Raw genomic sequence first — 21,849 nt, forward strand, 5'->3', positions numbered from 1 at the left:
CGTGAAACCTGATCCACTCCTCGGCACGGTCATCGACAACCGATACTCCATCAGCGCCCGCATCGCGCGCGGTGGCATGGCTACCGTTTACCACGCCACAGACACGCGCCTCGAACGCAACGTCGCAGTCAAGGTCATTCATGCCCACTTGGCGGAGCAACAGGATTTTGTACGCCGCTTTATCTCCGAGGCTCGCGCAGCCGCCAGCCTCTCGAGCCCCCACATCGTGGCCGTCCACGATCAGGGCGTCGCCCAGTTGCCGTCGGGCGAGCTTCCCTACCTCGTCATGGAGCTGATGACGGGCCCGGACTTGCGTTCCCAGTTACGCGATCACGGCTCCTTCCCGCTCGGCATGAGCCTTGAGCTGGTCAGACAGGTCCTTGCCGGGCTCGTCGTAGCCCATCACGCCGGCATCATTCACCGCGACATTAAACCCGAAAACGTGCTCTTGACCGCCCCGCTCGAGCCGACGGCGCTTGGTCCGAAGTTCCAGGCCAAGCTCACGGACTTCGGCCTGGCCAGGGCCGCCTCCGACGCGACCTCCACGCAGACAAATTCGATGCTCGGCACGGTCGGGTACGTCGCGCCCGAATTCGTTTCATCAGGGACGACAGGCAAGACGTCGGACATTTATTCCGTGGGCATCATGCTCTACGAACTCATCGCCGGCCAGCTCCCGTTCCATGGCGAATCCGCCATGAACGTCGCCTTCAAGCACGTCAACGAGACGATGCCGCGCCTGGTCGATCAGGCTGAGTGGATGCCTCCCGCCGTGGACTCGCTCATCTCGCTCTTCACCGCGAAGAGCGCGTCCAAACGCCCCCAGAATGCGGAGGCGGCGCTTGACGCTTTGACCGATATCGTAGCCTCGCTACCCGAAGAGGTCCTGATTCGCCGGATCCCCGTCTTTCCCGTGGCGCCCGAAAAACGCCCGCAGGCTCCCGCCACGACCTCGGTTCTGCCCGTCTCACAGACTGCCGTTCTCGACGCCGATCAGCACAGCCCCGTGGTGCCCGCCGACTCGACGTCGTCGGTAACGTCCCAGCCAACCACCCGGGCCGCTGCCTCGCGCAACGACACCTACGCCGGAGTACCCAAGCGACGTCGGCGCCTCTGGCCGCTTCTCACCGCGCTATTGACCCTGCTGATAGCTGGCGGGTCCTACGGCGTGTGGTGGTACTACTCCGAAGGTCCCGGCCTGCGTGTGGGAGTCCCGAACGTCATCAACCTCGTGCAGGCCGACGCCGAAGCGGCGCTGACTAATGCGGGGCTGAGCTTTACCGTGAAGGAAGATTTTTCCGACGAGGTCGACAAGGGTTACGTGGTCAACGCTGACCCGACGGTTGGCGCCAAGATCCACCCCTCCACGCCCGTCACCCTCATCGTCTCCGCAGGCATCGAGCACATCATCGTTCCCGACGTCGCGGGCAAGGCCAAGGATGAGGCGTTGACGGTGATACAGGACAGCAGGCTCAAGGCAGAGGTCGCCGAGGCATATTCGGATACCGTCCCGGCTGGAAAAGTCATCTCGCAAAAGCCCGAGGCAGCCGCCTCCATCCCCCACACGACTCCCGTCACGCTGACTATCTCACTCGGACGCGAGCCGGTCTCCACCCCCGACCTGACGAACGCCACCATCGAGGACGCCACCGCACGGCTGACCGAAGCGGGGCTCGAGGCAAAGGTTACGGAAGAGTTTTCCGATACTGTCCCGGCCGGCGTCGTCATCTCCCAAGAATCGGCACCAGGAACCACCCTCTACCGTGGCGACTCGCTCCCGATCAAGGTCTCCAAGGGCCCCGAGCTGATCAAGGTTCCCAACGTCTTCGGGCTGCAGGAAGCGGCCGCAACAAAGGCGCTGAAAGACGCAGGATTCAACGTTGACTATCACCGCATTCTCGGCGGGTACTTCGGCACTGTCCGCTCCCAGAACCCGGGAGCAGGCGAGATGGTCAAACCTGGTTCGACCATCACCCTGACGATCGTCTAGCGTAACGCTAAGCGCCCGCCGCACACGCGCCGGGCACTACGTCACCTAAAAACTCTCGCGCAGAATCTCCGAAATAAGGAAGGCCAGTTCGAGGGACTGCTGATGATTGAGTCGGGGATCGACCAACGTCTCGTAGCGTTCTCCCAGCTTGTCTTCGCCGATTGCTTCGGAGCCGCCAAGCACTTCGGTGACGTCGTCACCGGTCAGCTCGATGTGAAGACCACCGGGAATCGTGCCCATCTGGCGGTGGACGGCGAAGAAACCCCGCACCTCGTCGAGCACGTCGTCGAGACGACGCGTCTTGAAAGCTCCCACCGAGATCGTGTTGCCGTGCATCGGGTCGCTCATCCACGTCACTGGGCGCCCATCTTCGCGGACAGTCTCGATGATCGACGGCAGCACGTCAACCACCTTGTTCGCCCCCAGGCGCGTGATGAACGTCAGGCGCCCTTCCCGACCCTCGGGATTGAGCTTGTCGATCAGGCGTAGGATGTCCTCCCGCGACGCCGACGGGCCCAGCTTCACGCCGATCGGGTTTTGCACATGGGAGAGCATCTCGACATGAGCGCCGTCGGCATTGCGCGTCCGCTCGCCGATCCACAAGAAGTGTGCTCCGGTGTTGTACGGCAGACCCGTGCGCGAATCGATGCGCGTCATCGCGTCCTCATAATCAAGAATGAGAGCCTCGTGCGAGGAGTAGAAATCCACCGTCTTCAGCGACTCCGTGTATGCTCCCGCCGCCCGCATGAACTCCATCGCACGGTCGATCTCCCCGGCCATCGCCGTGTAGCGATGGTAGGCCGGGTTGGCAGAAAATCCCTTATTCCATTCGTGGACCTTGGTCAGATCCGCGAATCCGCCCTGGGTGAAGGCACGAATGAGGTTCAGCGTGGCAGCCGAGTGCTGGTATGCCTCCACTAGGCGGCGCGGGTCCGGGGTGCGAGATTGCACCGTGAATTCGTGGCCGTTGACGGCGTCGCCCATGTAGGAAGGCAACTCCGTGCCGTCACGATCCTCTAAGGGGTTCGAGCGCGGCTTGGCGTACTGACCCGCCATCCTGCCGAGCTTGACCACAGGAACAGAGGCTGAGTAGGTGAGCACAACCGCCATCTGGAGGATCGTGCGAATCTTGGCCCGGATGCGGTCCGCCGTCGCATCGGCGAAAGATTCGGCGCAGTCCCCGCCTTGCAAGACGAACGTCTCGCCGCGGCCGGCACGTGCCATTTCCTTGGTCAAGGAGTCCGCCTCGCCGGCGAAGATCAATGGCGGCATGGTGCGCAGATAGTTGACCGTGGCCCTTTCGACGTCGGCGTCGGGGTACACGGGCTGATGCTTGGCCGGCCGGTCCCTCCACGCCGCTAGAGCCTGCCGGGTCTTCTCATCTGCTTCTTCAAACATATCTTGATTCTAAACAAATCCCGACGCCTGCAAGCCCACGTCCGGTAGGTGAATGTTGGGGCGAGGAACATTATGCTCCCCGCCCCAACATCATGCCTTCAGTTGGCTATTCGGTAGGCTGAGCCTCCCACGGCTGCTCAATCGCATCCATGAGCTCGGTGAACCATTCTTGGTTGGTATCGAAGGCCTTGTGGCCGGCGATGCGCGTGAAATCGATCGTGGAGAGCACGTCACCGTTCTCCTCGTCGTTTCCGACGACGCCGGAGACGCCCTTCATCGCCGACTCAACCGCGAGATCGCACATCTGGCCGATGAGCTCGAGGTCACGTTCGTTGGACTTGGCCGAACGAGCGAAGTAGCCCGACTTTTGGACCATGACCTTCTCGGCGCCGATGATCTTTGCGAACTTGTCAGCAAACCAGGCGCCTGGGTTGATGGAATCGAGCTTGACGTGCCCGAACGGATCGCGCTCGACCTCGCCGCCGTCTTCGAGAATTTCCTCGACGATCTCGTTCACGCCAGCGCCCTCCGAGAGGAAGATGTTGACGTTGCCCTGCTCGTCCATGATCTTGCGAAGGCGCGAGCCCTCGACGTCGAGGTCGAAGGTGATCTCCGGAATGTAGAGTGCGTGAACGTCCCAACGCTTCTTGGACAGACCAGCAGAGGGAACCCACTCCTGCTCCTCGATCCAGTCGCGGTAGTAGCGCGTGGTCTCGGCAGCGAGGTATCCGCATGCGCGGCCCATGATCTCATGGATGATGAGCATACGCGGGTTGACGCGGTGCTCGCCCACGATGTTCTGTGCAAACAATGCGCCCTGCTCGGCGGCCGAGTAGGCACCCAGCGACTGGCGAATCGGAACGATGTCGTTGTCGATCGTCTTCGGCAAGCCCACCACAGTGAGTTCGTAATCGTGATCATGCAGGTAAGCGGCGAGATCAGCGGCGGTCGTGTTCGTGTCATCGCCGCCGATGGTGTGGAGGACATCCACGCCGTCCTTACGCAACTGCTCCGCCGCGACCTCGAGGGCGTTCTGTCCAGGCTTGATCAGGCCACGCTCGATGAGGTTCTTCGAATTGGTGAGCTTGACGCGGGAGTTACCGATCGGCGATCCACCGAACTTGGTAAGAATATGTGCCTTCTGGCGTGCTTCCTCGTCGAAGACGACGAAGTTACCCGTGAGCAGGCCGTGGTATCCGTTCTGGTAGCCGATGATTTCGGCGTCGGGAAGTTCCTTGGTATAACGCTCGATCAGATCGCCAACGGCGGTCGACAGGCAGGGCGCGTATCCTCCTGCGGTCAAAAGAGCAATACGGCGAATAGTCATAAGTACCTTCCTTTGGTGGGAGCGCGTGCGCGCGGAACTTGGGTCCGGGTTAATACTACCGGTTCGCACGGGCGGGGTGGGTGCACAAGGGCCCACGTTGTGCACGAGACAAACGGCGGTAAAGTAGGGCCATGCGTGAAGAGGACAGCGGGCGTGACTGGGACGCCGAGTGGATCAGGTTTGAAAGCACGATGAAGGAATCCGACCATCCCCGCGAGGACTCCTACCAGCAGGCGGCGGGCTTTCGTACCTGGACTCCCGCACCGGAAGAGGACGAGCCCTTCGATCCCGCAGACTTGCCCAAGGCGCAGCCACCGTCCCCCGCTTCCCAGCCTCAGTTGGCTCGCATCTCTTTTAGCCTGACCGGTGCAGTAGCGCTCTTATATATTCTTGGTTTCTTCGAGGTTCTCAGCTTCTCCCACGCTTGGTGGCTCGTTTTCGGCACACTTGGCTTGCTGAGCGCGGCCGCAGGGGTTTACTTCAGCGCTCCGTGGGCACACGGTCCCGACGACGACGGCACGCGCGTCTAAATTTGTCGGAGCTTCCTCCTATGCTGGTCGCATGACTGTCAAAGGACACCGACCTGGTCTCAGCCTCGACCTGACGCCGTCGCGCCCGCATCAGCGCGGCGTTGCTCAGGCAGATTCGGTCCAGCTCGCCCTCGATGAGCTCGGGCCGTCGCTTTTCGACGTCACTTTCCTCGTCGTTGACTTGGAAACGACGGGCGGCGGGCCGGGGCTGAACTCGATCACCGAGATCGGCGCGGTTAAGGTTCGCGGTGGCGAAACCCTCGGCGAGTTTTCTACCTTGGTCAACCCCCAGGTGCCTATCCCCGCCTTCATTTCTGTTCTGACCGGGATCACGAACTCGATGGTTGCGCTGGCAGCGCCGATTGCCGCGGTGATGCCCGAGTTTCTTGATTTCGTGGGCGATGATCCCCACCTCGTCCTCGTCGCCCACAACGCCCAGTTTGACATCTCGCATCTGAAAGCGGCGTGCCGGGAGCTAGGCCTTGCGTTCCCATCGAACCGGGTCATTGACACGGTCAAGCTCGCCCGCAAGGCCTTTACCCGCGATGAGACGCCCAACTACAAGCTGGCGAGCCTCGCGAAAGTGTGCGGAGCCCAGGTTCAGCCCAGCCACCGGGCGCTCGATGACGCGCGTGCTACGGTGGACGTCCTTCACGCGATCCTCTCCCGCCTCGGTGGCATTGGCGTCACCCACCTCGAGGACCTCCTGACGGCCACGGACGCTGTCCCCCAGCACCGGCGGGCCAAGGCTCGCCTCGCTGACAACCTGCCTCACGGGCCCGGCGTCTACCGGTTCATCGGCCCGGGCGGAGAGGTTCTGTATGTGGGCACGTCGATCAACGTATACAAGCGCGTGCGTCAGTACTTCACGGCAGCCGAAAAGCGCAGGCGCATGGCGGAGATGGTCGATCTCAGTGTTGAGGTTCACGCGACACCCACGGCTACCCAGCTCGAAGCGAATGTCCTCGAGGTACGACTGATCGAGGAACTAGATCCGCCCTACAATCGCAGGTCTCGGCGAACCCATCAGCGGCCGTGGCTGGCGCTGACCAACGAACCATTCCCCCGCCTCATTGTCAAACGCAAGATCCTACGCGAAGAAATGACCAATGCGCTCGGGCCGTTCACGTCCAATGCCCAGGCCAACCGGGCGGCCGAGCTCTTGACTTCAGCCACGGGCTTGCGCGAGTGCAAGCAACGGCTCCCCCTCGTGCCCGATGGGCGCGGCGGGTGCCACCTGCACGATCTGGGCAAGTGCTCGGCACCGTGCCGCACCGGCGTCGCGCAGGCCGCCCAGGTCGGCGTCGTCGAAAAATGCTTGGACGGGCGGGTGGCAGGTATCGTGGAGAAGAGCATGTCCAAGTTGCGGATGCTCAGCCAGGAGGAAAGGTTCGAACAGGCGGTGAGCGAGCGAGATCGTCTGTACGCGCTCGTGTCCGGTGCGAAAAACTATGAGGAGTTCCTCAGCCTCGTCGGTAATGAAAGGATCATTGCTGCCCGGGGCAACCGCGGCGCATGGGACGTGGTGGTTATCGATTACGGCCTCCTACGCACGAGCGCCACCACGCGCAATGGTGAGTCGCCCGAGGATCTTGCGCGATGGCTCGATCAGATGGTGCCCCGCATGGACGAACCCACGTTCGCCAGCCAACATGTCTCCCACGACGAGGTCAGGCTGCTCTCCCAATGGCTGTTGCGCCCCGATGTCCGGCTGCTGAAAGCCACTGCCCCCCACTATCTCTCCCGCGCCGTGGACGGTGCCTACGGTTGCGCGTTACCGTCGTTGCCTTCTCAGTCACGCTCGGCGGCGGCAACGGACTAAGCTAGAGCCCTAAGCGAAGGAGCCCGCATGATCACCGCAATCGTCATGATTGACGCCGAAGTCAACTAGATTCCCGAAGTGGCGCAGGCCCTGGCCGCCCTGTCTTCCGTCCGACAGGTCTATTCTGTGACGGGCGACGTCGATCTCATCGCCCTCGTCACGGTCGCCCGGCACGAAGACTTGGCAACCGTCATTCCCGATAAGATCGCGAAGGTCGCAGGCGTGAAGAACGTCAAAACCTACCTCGCCTTTCAGGAGTTTTCGCGGGCAGATCTCGAGGCCGCCTTCGACATCGGCTTGGACTAGCCCGGTTCTTGCTAGAGGTCTCGTTCCTCGAGGTCTCGGTAGCTCTGTGACAGCTCCCGCCAGCGGCACAACAGCTGCCAGGCCCGCCCAGAATCGACCGCTTCTCCGGCGATCTCCAGTGCGTGACGCACGCGGGTGAGGATATTCCCGTCCGTCGCCCGGGCTCCCTCGACTTGCCCATCCGCCACGATTGCGCCGGCCGCGTTGAGCAGCACCGAGTCCCGAACCGGGCCGTTCTCGCCGCCAAGCACTCTCTCGGTGACCGCCGCGTTGTATGCCGCATTCCGAGCCACGAAGGTCGTCGATGCTCGCACGCGGCAAGCCGACATCGGTGGCCTCAAACTGATGGAAGGTGATCTGCCCCGAGCAGACCTCCCACACGTCGTTGCGGCACACCGTCGATAGCTCGTCGAGTCCATTATCTCAGCGGAACACGAAAGCCCGATGGCCGCACCTCGCGATCACGCCTGCCACGAGCGGGGCGTGGGAAGACTTCGAGACGCCGATTGCTCCCGCAACTGGCCTGGCTGGGTTTGTCAAAGGGCCGAGCACGTTGAACGCCGTCGCGATGCCGAGCTCGCGCCTGGCCATCGCCGCATACTTCATCGAGGGGTGAAACTTAGTGGCGAAAAGAAAGGTGATTCCGGTCTCGTCGAAGACGCGCTCGACCGCCACGGTCGAGAGGTTGAGGTTAACGCCAAGTGCCTCGAGGCAGTCGGCGGAACCGGACCGCGATGAGGAGGCACGGTTGCCGTGCTTGACCGCCTTCAGTCCGCTAGCTGCGGCGACGATGGCCGCTGTCGTCGAAATATTCACGGTCCGCAGGCGATCGCCACCGCTTCCCACGATATCGACGCAGTCGCTGGGAAGGTCCACTGGCGCCGAGTGCGCCTGCATCGAATTAGCAAGGCCAAGCAGCTCCTCCGTCGTCTCACCCTTGGTCGCAAGCGAGGTGAGGAAACCTGCAAGGGCAATCGGAGAGGTCTCGCCACACATCACGCTGTCCATCGCCAGGCTGTTTCGTCGGCAGAAAGATCCTGCCGATTCATGACCTTCCAGGTGAGCTCTGGCCAGGTGTAATCAGGCTTTAAGCGCCGGCTTTGGCCTTGACAATCGCGGCGACGGCCTCAGACAGCGCCCGCGCATCGACCGGCAAGGGCAAAATGGCATTGGGGGCCGAGACGCGTGCGAGCCACTCGTCCTGTGGGCGGCCGATCAGCACGATGTAGGGCATGTCCGCCACCAACTCGTCGCGGACCATCTTGCCAAACCCGATTCCGCCGAGCTTCGGAGTTTCGCCGTCGAGAATGAGGAGATCAAAGTGATTCTCTTCCACCTTGAGGTAAGCACCCTCCCACGTGGCGGCCTCCGTCCAATTGATGGTGGGTAGCCCCTTGCCAACGTGACGGCCGACGGCCTGCATGACGTCATTACGGGTATCGCGGTTGTCCGAGTAGACCATCACTTCAAAAGAATCGGTCTTTGCAACCTCTTGTGCCATTGTTACCTCCATACATCGGCTCGTGCCAATGATACCGGCTAGGTGGGCAAACTTAGAAAAGATCACACAAGAGTCCCACAAACGGCCGCTCATCAGGCGGGCGGGTTTCGCTGTGCGCGCATACACGGACTTTATACCCACATTTTTCACGTTGTGTTAGATACTTGAATACGAAAGAACCGCGGCCACACGGGTCACGGATTCCCGAGTTGGAGGAAAAATGGTATACACACTGCCTGAGCTCGATTACGACTACGCAGCGCTTGAGCCGCACATTTCGGCAAAGATCATGGAGCTGCATCACAGCAAGCATCATCAGGCTTACGTTGACGGCGCCAACAAGGCGCTGGAGAACCTCGCCGCTGCCCGCGAGGCCGGCGATTTTTCGAAGATCAACCAGTTCGAGAAGGATCTCGCCTTCAACCTCGGCGGACACTCGAACCACTCGGTCTTCTGGAAGAACCTCTCCCCCAACGGCGGCGGCGAGCCGGAAGGCGAGCTGGCTGAGGCAATCAACGAGGCCTTCGGCTCCTTCGAGAACTTTAAGAAGCAGTTTACGGCTGTCGCTACCGGCATCCAGGGCTCCGGCTGGGCCGTCCTGGCCTACGACACGATTTCTAGCGGTCTGACGACCTTCCAGCTGTTCGATCAGCAGGGCAACGTCCCGGTGGGCACCTACCCGATCCTCATGCTCGACATGTGGGAGCACGCGTTCTACCTCGACTACCTCAACGTCAAGGCAGATTACGTGAAGGCTGTGTGGAACGTCTTCAACTGGGAAGATGTCGCCGCTCGCCTTGAGGACGCCAAGAAGTCTTCGCTCATCGTCCGCTGAGCATCCTGACGCATACAAAAGTGGGGCTCGCACGAGCCCCACTTTTGTATGCTTGCTACTTGGATTCTTCAGCCGACGGCGTCGGCGTCGCGTTAGCCGGAGGCATGATCTGACCAAGCAAATCAATGACGACCGCATAAGCTGGCGCGGTCACCTCTCCCTCACCGCCGTCCGAGGCCGGCACTTCAACGAGCACGCGAGATCCCAGCGGGATCCCTTCCAACGCGTCGAAGAAGCTACCCGTGCCGATGGTCTGAGACTGCGGCCCGAAGGTTGCGTAAGTAACTTCGCTGGCCGAGTTGTCCCAGACAGACATGGCGTACTGGTCGTAGATGGTCGTACCCTTGCCGCCCACGGGAGCGCCGTTGCCACGCGCGATGATCGTCACCACGGGTTCGCCCGAGGGCTGGGCCGCACCATCCTTGACCTTAACCTTGATCGGAGCGCCAAGATCGCCGGTGATCTCAATGGGGAGGTCGGCGAGATTGGCCTGCGGGGTCGCGTTGGGGTCGCCAGCCTGATCCACGCCGTAAGCATCAACGAGCTCGACATAGAACGCGATCGTGTCCGTCTCGCCAATTCCCGCGCTCGGATTTCCGCCCGCCGGCCCGTAGCCAAGCTCGGCAGGAATGGAAAGAATCACCTTCGAGCCAACGGTCTGTCCAGCGAGGCCGTCAGTCCAGCCCTTGATGACCCGCGACAGCGAGAACGCTGCGGGCCCGCCACGCTTAAAGGAGGCGTCAAAGGGCTCTTCCTTTCCCCAGACTTGGCCGACGTAGTGGGCAACCACCATGTCGGTAGCCGCGATCTCGCGGCCCTCGCCCTTCTCGAGAACGTCGACTTGGAGCCCCTGGGGGGCCTTGGCGTATGGGAAGGAAAGTGTCGGGAACTCACCCGAGGTATTCAGGGTGGGCATGCCCTCCCCGGACATGCTCGGCGCTACCGAGGATGTACCGTTTGCGGACGTAGTTGGCGATGAATCCGGCCCATCCGAGCTACAGGCCGCCACGCTCAACGTGAGCGCAAGCGCCGCGATGCTGGCAAGAACGCGCATTATTTCTCCTCACATGCGGCCACCGCGGCCGCGAAACGATCAGTGGAACGACTCTCCACAGGCACACGTGCCTTGGGCCTGCGGATTATCGATCGTAAAGCCCTGACGCTCGATCGAGTCGGCGAAGTCGATGGTTGCACCATCGAGGTAGGGTGCAGACTTGGCGTCCACAAGCACCTCAACGCCGTCAAACTCCGCGACGGCGTCGTCTTCAAACATGCGCTCGTCAAAGTAGAGCTGGTACATCAGGCCGGAACAGCCGCCGGGCTGTACGGCGATGCGCAGGCGAAGGTCGTCACGGCCCTCCTGCTCCAGAAGCGACTTGACCTTAGCGGCGGCAACCTCAGTCAGGGTCACGCCGTGGGTTGCGAGCGATTCGCTCATGTAAACCTCCATAGTTTGTGTACCGGTCTCACACTACCGGTTCGAGCCGCGGCTCTCTATTTTGTTCACGCCAAACTGGACACAGATCGGCAATTATCCAACACGCACGGGCCGAATATTATTCCGCCCGCTTTAGCCATCCCATCCCCACGTTGTGGCGACCTTCCGCGTGGCCTGGGTCAGGAGTTGTGGCAGTAGCGCAAGGCTTGCCGGGTCGTCGTCCTCGTCAAGGAACGCCCGTTGCGGGCGAAGCTCATAGGCGCCGTTCAGCCCGAGGCGCGGCATTTCTCCCTTGCGCATTCCCGCACTGTCGGTGAGCAGAACCACGGGCACGCCGAGCTCTTGTCCGCATCGGACGGCCGCGTGCAACCCGCTGGGCAGGTCCACCCCGATCGAGTCGCACACGTAAACGATGAGGTCGGCCTCCTCCCCCACGCGCGATGCGACCAAGATGTCGCCGATGAGGCGCGTCGTGGCCCCAAGCAATGACGCCGTCATGCCCAGTCCTCCGCCCGGCCCGGCATACCCTGCACGCGAGTCTGCGTCACTACCTCCGGCAAGCAGAGAGCGCCGGGTCGAGTGCCGTGCCGCACGCTCGAACTCGTGGACCCACGCGCCAGCCTTCTTCTCAATCTCCTGGGCGCGCGCAGCCTCGTAGCCGAGCGCTGCCCACCGGCGAGCCATCCCGTCGACGCCGAGCAGCGGCAGGCCGGCGGAGTAGGTCGCCGTCAGGGACAGGCCACGAACGGCAGACCGCGCGTCGTGCAGAATCTGCCCGAGGTCGCCGGGCTCGTCGTCGAAGGAGACCTCCTGCCCGGCGAGCCCGCCGAGAAGCCCGAGTCCGAGATCCGTGGGCTTCATCAGCTGCGGAAGGTGGAGGTGAAGGTCGGTGACGCCGCGGTCGATGAGCATCGATATGTCGGAGGCAAGGAAAGCCGTCGATCCGATCGGCTCTCCCCGGCCATCCCACGCCATGATCTCCGCAAGGTCGATCACGGCCCTAGCCCCCGCCACGACGTAGCGCCTGCCGCCCGGGACGTCGATCGTGTCGGCAGCCTCGGCACGGAAGCGTACGACGTCCTCGAGCCCAGTGCCGATGTGCGCCACGGGCTGGCCTTCCGAGGTCGGGACGACGGCGACGTCGTCGCCCGGCCGAGCCTCGCGCCAGGCGCCCGCCGCCAACGCACCCACGTCCAGTGGGCCGAGGCCGGGCAAGGCCGAGCTGATGAGAGCTATGCGCATTATTCTCCGAGGCGAGTCAACAGAAGTGCCTCGGCGACGATAGCGTTGCGCCAATCTGCCAAGTGCAGGGACTCGTTAGCGGAGTGTGCGCGGGTGTCGGGGTCTTCGATGCCCGTCACGAGGATCTGTGCCGAGGGGAAAGCCTCGGCCAGATCGGCGATGAACGGAATGGATCCGCCAACACCAATCTCGACGGACGGGGTGCCCCACGCCTGCTCGAGCGCCCATTCCATCATGGTCGAGATCTCCGTGGGCTCGCCCGCGGCGAAGGCCGGGCCGCGCTCGTTGATAACGCACTCGACGTGAGCGCCGAAGGGGGCGTTAGCCTGAAGGTGCTCGATCAGCATGTTGGCCGCCTCGCCGGAGTCCTGGCCCGGGGTGACGCGCATCGACAGGACGAAGGTCGTCGAGGGCGAGATGGTGTTCGAGGTGAGCTTGACCGGGGTGACGTCCATGGCGGTAACCGCGATGGCGGGCTTGGTCCACATGCGCGACGTAATCGAGCCTTCGCCGGCAAGTTCAACGCCGTCCAGCAGGCCCGCGTCCCTGCGGAAGTCCGCTTCGGGGTAATCGACGTCGGTTTCGTCCTTCGACAGCAACCCCTTGACGGCAACGTTCCCGCGCTCGTCGTGAAGTGTGGAGATGAGGCGAGCGGCGAGCGTGACGGAATCGAGGACCGGGCCGCCATACATGCCGGAGTGGAGCGCGTGGTCAAGAACGCTGACGGTCACGGACAGCTGCGTGACGCCACGCAGGGAGGTGGTCAGCGACGGCGTTCCCACCTTCCAGTTGTTCGAATCGGCGACAACGATGACGTCGCCGTTGAGCTCCTCACGATAGGCCTGAAGGAAATCGACGAACGTCGGCGAACCGACCTCTTCTTCTCCCTCAATGAAGAGGGTGATGCCGACCCCTGGCCGAGCGGCCTCGATGGCGGCGAGGTGGGCAACGACGCCGGCCTTGTCGTCACCGGTTCCACGGCCGTAGAGGCGGCCGTCGCGTTCGGTGGCGACGAACGGATCGGTGTCCCACAGCTCGAGGTCTCCCACGGGCTGGACATCATGGTGAGCGTAAAGAACGACCGTCGGCTTGCCCGGTTCGGCCGGCCGGGTGGCCAGAATGGCCGGGCGGCCCTTCTTCCCGGAAGCCGTCTCAAGCTGGACGACCTGCGTGTCCAAGCCTAGGGCCCGTGCTCGCTGCGCCACCCATTGGGCGGATTCAACGAGGGTGGACTGGTCAAACGAGTCCGCCGATACAGAGGGAATCGCGACAAGCTCGATGAGATCGGCGGTCGTCCTCGACATGCGCTGGTCTACTGAAGAAATAACATCCTGGTACGTCATGGTCCCAGCCTACCGCACACGATGGCATGATTATCCGCGTGCATTCCGTGATTGTCGGACCTAGCTATTACACTGATGCCCAACAGCTCACAATCAAAAAGGATAACCGTGTTCGGATCAAAGAAGACCTCGGAAGTGGAGAACTCCTCGCGCGCCAACCACGAAGGGCGCGATATGCCCAAGGGGCGCACCGCCTCGAAGGGCGCCCCTACCCCGCGCCGCAAGGACGTGGAGGCACGCAATCGCCGCCCCCTCGTGTCGGACGTGAAGTCGCTAACGAAGGAAGAAAAGCGCCAGCGCAAAGCGGAGGATCGGGCCCGCTCCAACGAGCTTTACAATCGCCAGCAGCAGGCCATGCGCACCGGCGATCAGCGCAACATGCCCTCCCAGCACAAGGGCCCGATCCGGGCCTTCGGGCGGGACTACATTGATGCCGCCGCGCCGATCTCGGCATTCTTTATGCCCGTGGCAATCTTGCTCCTGCCGATGATGTTCTTCCAGGCGAAATTCCCCCAGATCGTCATCCCGGCGGTGTGGGCGATGTACGTAGTTTTCCTTCTCATGCTTGCCCACGCGATCTTCGTCGCGCGGCGTGCGAAGAAGCTTGCTATTCACCGCTTTGGCGAGGTGCCCTCGGGCTTCTTCTTCCAAATGCTTGGGCGCGCCTTTTATCTGCGTCGCTGGCGCCTGCCCTCCCCGCAGGTGGCTCGCGGCGAATTCCCCAAGGGCGGTTCGCGGGAGGACCTCAAGGCGGCCCGGGCGAGCAAGTCCTAGTTACTTCTTGGACTCTTCGAGCTGCCGCGCAGCCATTGCGGCGGGGCGTGACCACACGAGCCAAGCCAAGGCAGCGATAGACCCGATCGTTGGCAGGTAATAGTAGGTCTCGCCCGCCGCGAACCAAGGGTTGGTTCGCGCCAAAGAACCGGAGATGAAGAAGGATAGGAGCGGCATGAGGACGTTGACCGTCCACGCCACAAAGGCGATGTAGCGCATGCGCCGCCCGTTGTGCTTCACACCCGCGAAGCCGATGAGCCACACTGCCGCGGCTGCCACCGAGGTCACGGCAACACCGTAACTACCTGCGCCCACCGCGATTTGCGTGGAAATGACTGAGCGCCACAGGAAGATGAGGGCACCGCCGCCGAGCAAAGCGATGAGCACGGATGGCCATCCATGGGCACGCGTACGCGTATCGGTTAGCTTCTGGCTCACGGGTCCTCCTGATGTCTAATGCTGAATTTACCTTACCCTTGCTGTTGGAATACTGGGGCATGACGCCCGGTGAGAAATCGCCTGCCTCATGCCTCCCCCCTTATACTGGGGTAATGACTGAAATCATTTCCCAGCAATTTAATCAGGATCTCTCCCGTCACCTCGCACTCTTTGCGACCAAGGCTGACGATACTTTCTCCCTCGATACGTTGGTTTCCGACGCGGCCTTCACCGACAGCGTCGTGCGTGCGTTGACGACGCTCGGTGCCGGCACGGGCGTGACGCGCCTGGTCAATCCGGCGGACGAGTCCAAGCTCGTGTTCGTCGTCGTTCGTGATGAGAAGACGACCACGCGTGAAGCCTTCGGCGAGCTCGCCCGCGCGGCGTGTGGTATCGACACGCTCGTTGTTGCCTCGCAGGTCACCGACGTCGCCGACGCCGTCGAAGGCGGCCTCCTCGGCTCCTACGTGTTTGACGAATACAAGGCGCCGAAGAAGGCCCCGCTTGGCACGCTTGTCCTTCCTGTCGACGACGACGCCGCCGTCACGCGCGGCGAAATCCTTGCCGAGGCGACTAACCGCGTCCGCGATCTTGTCAACCTCGCTCCCAACGAGCTCTATCCCGAAGTGCTTGCGCAGATCGCGCAGGACGAGGCCAGCGCGGCGGGCTGTTCGGTGCGCATCTATCGTGAGGAGGAGCTCGAGGAGATTAACGCCGCGGGCATCATCCACGTCGGCCGCGGATCGAAGAATCTCCCCCGTCTCGTTCGTATCGAGTGGGCTCCGGAGGGTGCCCAGGGAGAGACGATTGCGCTCGTCGGAAAGGGCATCACCTTCGACACCGGCGGCTACTCGCTCAAGCCGTCCACGGCCATGACCGAGATGAAGACCGACATGGGTGGCGCTGCCACCGTCTTGCAGACCATCGTCGCGGCGGCGCGTCTCGGCGTGCAACGCAAGGTTGTTGGCTGGCTGTGTATCGCCGAGAACATGGTTTCCGGCATCGCGGGACACCCCGACGACGTCATCACCTACCGCAACGGCGTGTCGGTGGAAATCAACAACACCGACGCCGAGGGCCGCCTCGTCATGGCCGACGGGCTCCTCATGGCCTCTGCCGAAGGCTCTGAGACGATCATCGACATCGCCACGCTGACGGGCGCCCAGATGGTTGCGCTCGGCGAGCGCACCACCGGCATCATGGGAAGCGACTATGCCAAGGAACTCACCGAACTCGCCGCTGGCGTGGGCGAACCGGCTTGGCACATGCCCCTGCCCGAGCACCTGCGCGAGTCATTGGACTCCGACGTGGCGGACATGAAGAATTCCGGATCGCGATTCGGTGGAATGTTGGTGGCCGGACTGTTCCTCAAGGAATTCGTCAGCGCCCCCAACTGGGCCCACGTAGACATCGCGGGCCCGTCCTTCAATCGCGGCAAGCCCTATGGCGTGATGCCCAAGGGCGCCACCGGCGTCATGGTGCGCACGCTCCTCGCGGCGTTGGAGAACTAGGCTGCTAGCGTTGTGTGCCGTGCTTGATTGACCATTCGCGCATGGCACGCGGATAGCCGCTCCGGGCGACATCATAGAGCTTGATCCCCAGCTCATCGGCGACCTCTACGGCGTCGTTGAGGCTGGGGATTTTGCGTCGTGTCCATTCGCCGTCGTAGGCGACGAGCACGATGGCGCTCGGCGCACGAGACGTGGCCGCCTCGAAGTATGCCGACACGCCTTGCCGAGTGTGAACAAATTCGGCCAAATGCGCGAGTGTGTCCTTTTTCGCACGCCTCTGGGACACTGGTCCTAGAGACTTTTTCCTTGAAAATAGAGCCATTAGGCCAGTTTATCCCACCCAGGGCCGTGACTGACCTCCTCCGGAAGAAACAGTGGAAGAGGAAGAAAAGTTGAAAACAACGTGGAATACTTATCTTGAATAGGTCTGGAACATCCAGTCCTCCTTGATCTCGAGGGAGAGGTAAGTGACTGAAAAGGAATACGACGTAGTGATTCTCGGCGCGGGCTCCGGAGGATACGCCTGTGCTCTTAGGTCCGCGCAGCTCGGCATGTCGGTCGCGCTCATTGAAGGCGATAAGGTGGGTGGCACGTGTCTGCACCGCGGATGTATTCCGACGAAGGCGCTCCTGCACGCTGCTGAGGTCGCTGACGAGATGCGCGAAGGCCCGTCGATCGGCGTGAAGGGTAGCTTCGAGGGCATCGATATGGCTGCGCTCAACGCTTACAAGAACGGCGTCGTCGAGAAAATGTTCAAGGGTCTGACCGGCCTGGTCAACGCCTCCGGCGTTGAGACAATCTCGGGCTGGGGTCGCCTGGTCGCACAGGACACGGTGGAGGTCAACGGCGAGCGCATTAAGGGCAAGAACATCGTCCTCGCGAGCGGCTCCTACTCCAAGACCATCGGTCAGACCATCACCGATCGTGTGATCACCTCGGACAAGGCGCTGACGATGGACACGGTTCCGGGCTCCGTGATCGTGCTCGGCGGCGGCGTCATCGGTTGCGAGTTCGCCTCCGTGTGGAGCTCGTACGGCGCCGACGTCACCATCATCGAGGGCCTCGACCACCTCGTTCCTAACGAGGACGAGGACGTGTCGAAGATGCTCGAGCGCTCGTTCCGTAAGCGCAAGATTGCCTTCAAGACGAAGACGATGTTCGACCGCGTGGAGGAGGACGAAAGCGGCGTCCATGTCTTCACGCAGGATGGCAAGCAGTACGATGCGGAATACCTGCTCATCGCCATCGGCCGTGGCCCATCCACGGCCAACCTCGGCTACGAGGAGCAGGGCATCACGCTCGATCGTGGTTTCGTGATTACCAACGAGCGTCTCCACACTGGTGTGGGCAACATTTACGCCGTTGGTGACATCGTTCCTGGCGTCCAGCTAGCTCACCGCGGCTTCCTTCAGGGCCTCTTCGTTGCCGACGAGATCGCTGGAAACAACCCAGCCGTCCCGAACGAGGACAACATCCCCAAGGTGACCTTCTCCAACCCGGAGATCGCGTCGGTGGGACTTTCCCAGAAAAAGGCCGAGGAGAAATTCGGCAAGGAGAACGTGGAGACTTCCACCTTCAATCTTGCTGGTAACGGTAAGTCTCAGATGCTTGGCACCACCGGCTTCGTTAAGCTGGTTCGTGAGAAGGATGGCCCGATCGTGGGCTTCCATTCCATCGGCGCCCGCATGGGCGAGCAGGTCGGCGAGGGCATGCTCATGGTTGCTTGGGAATCCTACCCCGAGGACTTTGACGGCTTGATCCACGCTCACCCCACCCAGAACGAGTCCGTTGGCGAGGCGATCCTCGCACTCGCCGGCAAGCCACTCCACACCCACAACTGACCTAGGAGAGAAAGACAAGATGTCTGAACCTATTAAGATGCCCGCACTGGGCGAGTCCGTCGATGAGGGCACGGTTACGACGTGGCTGAAGAACGTTGGCGACACGGTTGAAGCCGACGAACCCGTCCTCGAAGTTTCTACTGACAAGGTGGACACCGAGGTCCCCGCTCCCGCCTCCGGCGTGCTTGAGTCGATCGAGGTTGGAGAGGACGAGACCGTGTCGGTCGGCACCGTCCTCGGCTACATCGGCGACGGCTCTGGTGCAGCTGCGGCCGAAGAGTCTGTAGCTGAGGAGCCGCAGGAGGAGCCGAAGGTCGAGGCACCCAAGGAGGAGCCGAAGGCCGAGGCCCCGAAGTCCGGCGGTTCCACCGGCGGGGTCGAGGTCAAGATGCCCGCACTTGGCGAATCTGTTGACGAGGGAACTGTGACGACGTGGCTCAAGCAGGTCGGCGATGAGGTTGAGGAAGACGAGCCGATCGTCGAGGTCTCCACCGACAAGGTCGATACTGAGGTTCCTGCTCCCGCTTCGGGAGTACTGACCGAGATCAAGGTCAGCGAGGACGAAACGGTCGGAGTAGGCACTGTTCTCGCCGTTATCGGCGGCGAGATGCCTGCCGAGGCTCCGGCTGAGGAGCCGAAGGCCGAAGAGCCTAAGGCTGAGGCACCCAAGGAGGAGGCGAAGGCTGAGGCGCCCAAGGCCGCTCCCGCCGCGCCGGCACCTGCCGCTGCCCCGGCCGATGGCAAGTCCGCCTACGTGACCCCCATCGTTCGCAAGCTCGCTAGGGAGCTCGGAGTCGATCTCGATTCGATCTCCGGCACTGGCGTGGGCGGCCGTATTCGTCGCCAGGACGTCGAAGCCGCCGCCGAGGCCGCGAAGACTGCTGCTGCAACGTCGGCTCCGGCCGCTGCGCCGGCACCCGCCGCCCCGACCGCTGCGCCTGCTGGAAACGTCAAGTCGCAGATCGCCGAGAAGGCCAAGGAGGCCGCGTCACTGCGTGGCACCCGCCAGAAGATGACGGGCGTGCGCAAGGCTATTGCCAAGCACATGGTCGAGTCTTTGCAGGTATCGGCCCAGCTGACCACCGTCATGGAAGTCGATGTCACCCGCATCGTCAACCTGCGCGCGCGTGCGAAGGAAAGCTTCCGTGCTCGCGAGGGCGTGAACCTCACCTACCTGCCCTTCTTCGTCCAGGCTGCAACCGAGGCGCTCAAGGCTCACCCGATCATCAATTCCTCAGTCGAGGGCAATGAGATCGTGTACCACGACGCCGAACACGTCGGCATTGCCGTGGATACCGAGCGTGGCCTCTTCGTTCCGGTGATCAAGAACGCTGGCGATCTCAATATCTCCGGTATCGCGAAGCAGATCGCGGATCTCGCCGCTCGCACGCGTGAGGGTAAGATCAAGGGTGACGAGCTCAGCGGATCCACCTTCACCATCACAAACACTGGTTCGGCCGGCGCCATCTTCGATACGCCGATCATCAACCAGCCGAATGTGGCCATCATGGGCACCGGCGCCATCTTCAAGGCGCCTGGCGTGGTCAAGGATCAGGACGGCAACGAAGTGATTTCGATTCGCTCGAAGTGCTTCCTGTCGATCTCCTACGATCACCGCATCATCGACGGCGCCGCGGCATCGCGTTACCTGCGTGATGTGAAGTTCCGCCTCGAAGAGGGCGACTTCGGTAACGAAGTCCTCTAATTTCGCCTCACAGGTAAAGGTGGCTGGGAACGCTGAGTGGCGTTCCCAGCCACCTTTTTGGGGTTGGCCCAGACCCATAACAACGGCACGTCTAGCCCATGCGTGTTCACTCGTCCTGGCAGGGTCGGATTTCCTCGAGACGGCCTTCGTTGAGATACCACCGTCGGCACAGGCGATCGCCTGTGTGGCTCCCCTCGTCTCCCGCTAGGTAGGCTCCGCGCTGGTGGGAGACGACGTCAAGCACCGGGCCACGACGAGACACGACATCCACCGAGACGATCTGCGTGGAGACGGCCTCAACATTGACGTCATTCCGTTTCATCCACTCGATCAGGCGGGCATCTTCCGCCCGCGCAGCGGATTCCTCAATGGTCAAAGCCGCAAGTGTTTCCCAATCTCCGCTGACCAGGGCCTCGTTTCGGGTGTTGACCAGCTGTTGCGCGTACGCCTTCCAATCGGTCCTGTCATTTGCAAGTCCCGCAGCGAATCCCATGATGGCCGCAAACGCCATCAGCCACGCCTTCCATGCTTGAACGTCCATGCTTCTAGGGCATCACATTTCGTCCAACGAACGATGGGCTTTTCCACAAGCACCCTCCCCTTCGGACTTCACTTCCCCAGATTAGACTGGCCGAATGAGCAACTTTAGGTCTTCTTTTGGTGGCTACCGCGAGCTACCGAGCTTGGTCGGTTACACGCACATGGCCATCTCGTTTCTTGGTCGCCTGCCCACGGCCATGATCATCATTGGCGTTCTGACGCTGATCGTTTCCGAGACCGGCTCCGTTTCCGTTGCTGCCTACTGTTCGGCGTCGTTAGCGATTGCCAATGGCGTGGGCAACGTGGTGATCGGCCGACTCACGGACCGTTTTGGCCAGCGCCGCCCCCTCCTTGCCATCGCTCCCCTCAATGTTGGTGCGCTCGTGTTCCTCGTGTGGCTCGCGCCCCACAATCCTCCTCTTCTTGCCCTCGTAGCGACGTCGGCCGTCGTCGGCATGACGACGTCGCCCATCGGCCCTCTCTCCCGCATCCGTTGGTATCCCCTCGCCTCCCCACGCCAACTACCCGCGGCGATGTCGTGGGAGACCGTCAACGACGAGCTCATCTTCGTGCTTGGCCCGGCTGCCGTGGGCATTCTTGCGGCGGCGATCACCCCCGGTGCTCCCCTCCTCGTCGCCGCCGGGCTTATCGCAACCTGCGTGATCCCCTTCGCGCTCTCGCGATACGCGCGCGGACCCGCGAACGACGCCGGTGAGCCCAGCCCGTCATTCCCTCTCGTTTTGCGGCGGGTACGCATGCCACTTTTGGCCATGGTGTTCATGGGAATGTTCTTCGGCGCCATGCAGACCACGGTGACCGCCTTCGCCCGGGCCCACAACATGGCAGGCTTGGGCGGACTGATCTATTCCGCGCTCGGCCTATCCGCCGCCGTCACCGCACTCATCGCGGTCGCCCTTCCCGAACGCCTCAGTTTCAACACGCGCGTGTTTTGGGGCGGCGCCGGGCTCTTCCTGGGAGCGGCTGCCTGCATTCTCGCCACCAACGCCGTTGCTCTCGCCTTCCTCCTCCTGATCGCCGGAAGCTTCATCGGCCCAGTTGGTGTGTCAATCTTTACGCTCGCCGGACGCTGGGCGCCACGCGGCGGGGACGGCGTCGCTAACACCACGATCGTCTCCGCCAACGTGCTGGGCGTGGCTGGCGCGTCCGCCGTCGTCGGACAGCTCCTGGAGACGAACGTGTCCTACGGCTTTTGGTCGGCCGCTATCTTCGGCGTCGGGATCATGATCGTCTCGGCAACCATCGGGCGCGCCGACGAACGTACCTACAGCTGACGCGCCAATCTTTGAG

Annotated in this window: 22 protein-coding genes; 10 read left to right on the forward strand and 12 right to left on the reverse strand. The window is 62.4% G+C overall.

Annotated elements, in window-relative coordinates:
* Position 1: 1 nt before the first annotated feature.
* A complete protein-coding gene (locus tag HLG82_RS05345) occupies positions 2-1,990 on the forward strand; it encodes a Stk1 family PASTA domain-containing Ser/Thr kinase (RefSeq protein WP_193327650.1) in 1,989 nt (662 codons plus the stop codon).
* Between the two features lie 45 nt (positions 1,991-2,035).
* On the opposite strand, the gene HLG82_RS05350 is transcribed toward HLG82_RS05345, so the two are convergent.
* Both HLG82_RS05350 and HLG82_RS05355 read right to left on the reverse strand, forming a co-directional pair.
* Positions 2,036-3,388, reverse strand: coding sequence for a class II 3-deoxy-7-phosphoheptulonate synthase (locus tag HLG82_RS05350; protein ID WP_193327651.1), 1,353 nt, complete (start codon positions 3,386-3,388; stop codon positions 2,036-2,038).
* 106 nt (positions 3,389-3,494) lie between these two features.
* The gene (locus HLG82_RS05355; protein WP_193327652.1) at positions 3,495-4,715 is read right to left on the reverse strand and encodes a pyrophosphate--fructose-6-phosphate 1-phosphotransferase; all 1,221 of its coding nucleotides are present in this window, start codon (positions 4,713-4,715) and stop codon (positions 3,495-3,497) included.
* A gap of 131 nt (positions 4,716-4,846) precedes the next feature.
* On the opposite strand from HLG82_RS05355, the gene HLG82_RS05360 reads away from it, so the two are divergent.
* The 3 genes from HLG82_RS05360 to HLG82_RS05370 all read left to right on the forward strand — a co-directional run bounded on the left by HLG82_RS05360 (position 4,847) and on the right by HLG82_RS05370 (position 7,373).
* Positions 4,847-5,245 (forward strand): hypothetical protein, encoded by a 399-nt coding sequence (locus HLG82_RS05360; RefSeq protein WP_193327653.1) that lies wholly within the window; start codon positions 4,847-4,849, stop codon positions 5,243-5,245.
* Between the two features lie 31 nt (positions 5,246-5,276).
* Positions 5,277-7,067, forward strand: coding sequence for a DEDD exonuclease domain-containing protein (locus HLG82_RS05365; RefSeq protein WP_193327654.1), 1,791 nt, complete (start codon positions 5,277-5,279; stop codon positions 7,065-7,067).
* 78 nt (positions 7,068-7,145) lie between these two features.
* Positions 7,146-7,373 carry an Lrp/AsnC ligand binding domain-containing protein gene (locus HLG82_RS05370; RefSeq protein ID WP_216858966.1) on the forward strand — a complete coding sequence of 76 codons (228 nt, stop codon included), beginning with the start codon at positions 7,146-7,148 and terminating at the stop codon, positions 7,371-7,373.
* An 11-nt stretch (positions 7,374-7,384) separates the two neighbouring features.
* Here HLG82_RS05370 and HLG82_RS10500 read toward each other — a convergent pair whose 3' ends face one another.
* The 3 genes from HLG82_RS10500 to HLG82_RS05380 form a co-directional block, all read right to left on the reverse strand.
* Positions 7,385-7,687 (reverse strand): hypothetical protein, encoded by a 303-nt coding sequence (locus HLG82_RS10500; RefSeq protein ID WP_246462400.1) that lies wholly within the window; start codon positions 7,685-7,687, stop codon positions 7,385-7,387.
* A 109-nt stretch (positions 7,688-7,796) separates the two neighbouring features.
* Positions 7,797-8,381 carry an anthranilate phosphoribosyltransferase gene (gene trpD / locus HLG82_RS10505; RefSeq protein ID WP_369408118.1) on the reverse strand — a complete coding sequence of 195 codons (585 nt, stop codon included), beginning with the start codon at positions 8,379-8,381 and terminating at the stop codon, positions 7,797-7,799.
* A 79-nt stretch (positions 8,382-8,460) separates the two neighbouring features.
* The gene (locus HLG82_RS05380) at positions 8,461-8,874 is read right to left on the reverse strand and encodes a response regulator (RefSeq protein ID WP_193327655.1); all 414 of its coding nucleotides are present in this window, start codon (positions 8,872-8,874) and stop codon (positions 8,461-8,463) included.
* Positions 8,875-9,094: 220 nt separating this feature from the next.
* On the opposite strand from HLG82_RS05380, the gene HLG82_RS05385 reads away from it, so the two are divergent.
* A complete protein-coding gene (locus HLG82_RS05385; protein WP_193327656.1) occupies positions 9,095-9,709 on the forward strand; it encodes a superoxide dismutase in 615 nt (204 codons plus the stop codon).
* Positions 9,710-9,764: 55 nt separating this feature from the next.
* Here the strand turns inward: HLG82_RS05385 and HLG82_RS05390 are convergent, their stop codons facing one another.
* From HLG82_RS05390 to HLG82_RS05405, 4 genes are all read right to left on the reverse strand, one after another.
* Positions 9,765-10,763: an FKBP-type peptidyl-prolyl cis-trans isomerase gene (locus HLG82_RS05390; RefSeq protein WP_193327657.1), complete on the reverse strand. Its 999-nt coding sequence runs from the start codon at positions 10,761-10,763 to the stop codon at positions 9,765-9,767.
* A 39-nt stretch (positions 10,764-10,802) separates the two neighbouring features.
* Complete coding sequence (erpA, locus tag HLG82_RS05395; protein WP_193327658.1) at positions 10,803-11,147, reverse strand: iron-sulfur cluster insertion protein ErpA; 345 nt, start codon at positions 11,145-11,147, stop codon at positions 10,803-10,805.
* Between the two features lie 132 nt (positions 11,148-11,279).
* Positions 11,280-12,389 (reverse strand): hypothetical protein, encoded by a 1,110-nt coding sequence (locus HLG82_RS05400; protein WP_193327659.1) that lies wholly within the window; start codon positions 12,387-12,389, stop codon positions 11,280-11,282.
* Positions 12,389-13,732 (reverse strand): dipeptidase, encoded by a 1,344-nt coding sequence (locus HLG82_RS05405; RefSeq protein ID WP_193327660.1) that lies wholly within the window; start codon positions 13,730-13,732, stop codon positions 12,389-12,391. Before HLG82_RS05405 ends, HLG82_RS05400 begins: the two co-directional genes overlap by 1 nt.
* 108 nt (positions 13,733-13,840) lie before the next feature.
* On the opposite strand from HLG82_RS05405, the gene HLG82_RS05410 reads away from it, so the two are divergent.
* The gene (locus HLG82_RS05410; protein ID WP_193327661.1) at positions 13,841-14,506 is read left to right on the forward strand and encodes a DUF3043 domain-containing protein; all 666 of its coding nucleotides are present in this window, start codon (positions 13,841-13,843) and stop codon (positions 14,504-14,506) included.
* On the opposite strand, the gene HLG82_RS05415 is transcribed toward HLG82_RS05410, so the two are convergent.
* A complete protein-coding gene (locus HLG82_RS05415; RefSeq protein WP_193327662.1) occupies positions 14,507-14,944 on the reverse strand; it encodes a hypothetical protein in 438 nt (145 codons plus the stop codon). It abuts the gene before it with no gap.
* A gap of 113 nt (positions 14,945-15,057) precedes the next feature.
* Here HLG82_RS05415 and HLG82_RS05420 point away from each other — a divergent pair, with 113 nt between their 5' ends.
* Entirely contained in the window at positions 15,058-16,455 is a 1,398-nt protein-coding gene (locus HLG82_RS05420) for a leucyl aminopeptidase (RefSeq protein WP_193327663.1), read from the forward strand.
* 4 nt (positions 16,456-16,459) lie between these two features.
* Here the strand turns inward: HLG82_RS05420 and HLG82_RS05425 are convergent, their stop codons facing one another.
* On the reverse strand, positions 16,460-16,702 hold the full coding sequence (locus tag HLG82_RS05425; protein ID WP_255313948.1) for an oxidoreductase: 243 nt from the start codon (positions 16,700-16,702) through the stop codon (positions 16,460-16,462).
* A gap of 220 nt (positions 16,703-16,922) precedes the next feature.
* Here HLG82_RS05425 and lpdA point away from each other — a divergent pair, with 220 nt between their 5' ends.
* A complete protein-coding gene (gene lpdA / locus HLG82_RS05430) occupies positions 16,923-18,296 on the forward strand; it encodes a dihydrolipoyl dehydrogenase (RefSeq protein WP_193327665.1) in 1,374 nt (457 codons plus the stop codon).
* Positions 18,297-18,315: 19 nt separating this feature from the next.
* A complete protein-coding gene (gene sucB / locus HLG82_RS05435) occupies positions 18,316-20,001 on the forward strand; it encodes a 2-oxoglutarate dehydrogenase, E2 component, dihydrolipoamide succinyltransferase (protein WP_193327666.1) in 1,686 nt (561 codons plus the stop codon).
* Between the two features lie 106 nt (positions 20,002-20,107).
* Here the strand turns inward: sucB and HLG82_RS05440 are convergent, their stop codons facing one another.
* Entirely contained in the window at positions 20,108-20,542 is a 435-nt protein-coding gene (locus HLG82_RS05440; protein ID WP_193327667.1) for a hypothetical protein, read from the reverse strand.
* Between the two features lie 94 nt (positions 20,543-20,636).
* On the opposite strand from HLG82_RS05440, the gene HLG82_RS05445 reads away from it, so the two are divergent.
* Positions 20,637-21,833, forward strand: coding sequence for an MFS transporter (locus HLG82_RS05445; RefSeq protein WP_193325880.1), 1,197 nt, complete (start codon positions 20,637-20,639; stop codon positions 21,831-21,833).
* Positions 21,834-21,849: the final 16 nt, after the last annotated feature.

Source organism: Trueperella pecoris, assembly GCF_014926385.1.
GTDB classification, from domain to species: Bacteria; Actinomycetota; Actinomycetes; order Actinomycetales; family Actinomycetaceae; genus Trueperella; species Trueperella pecoris.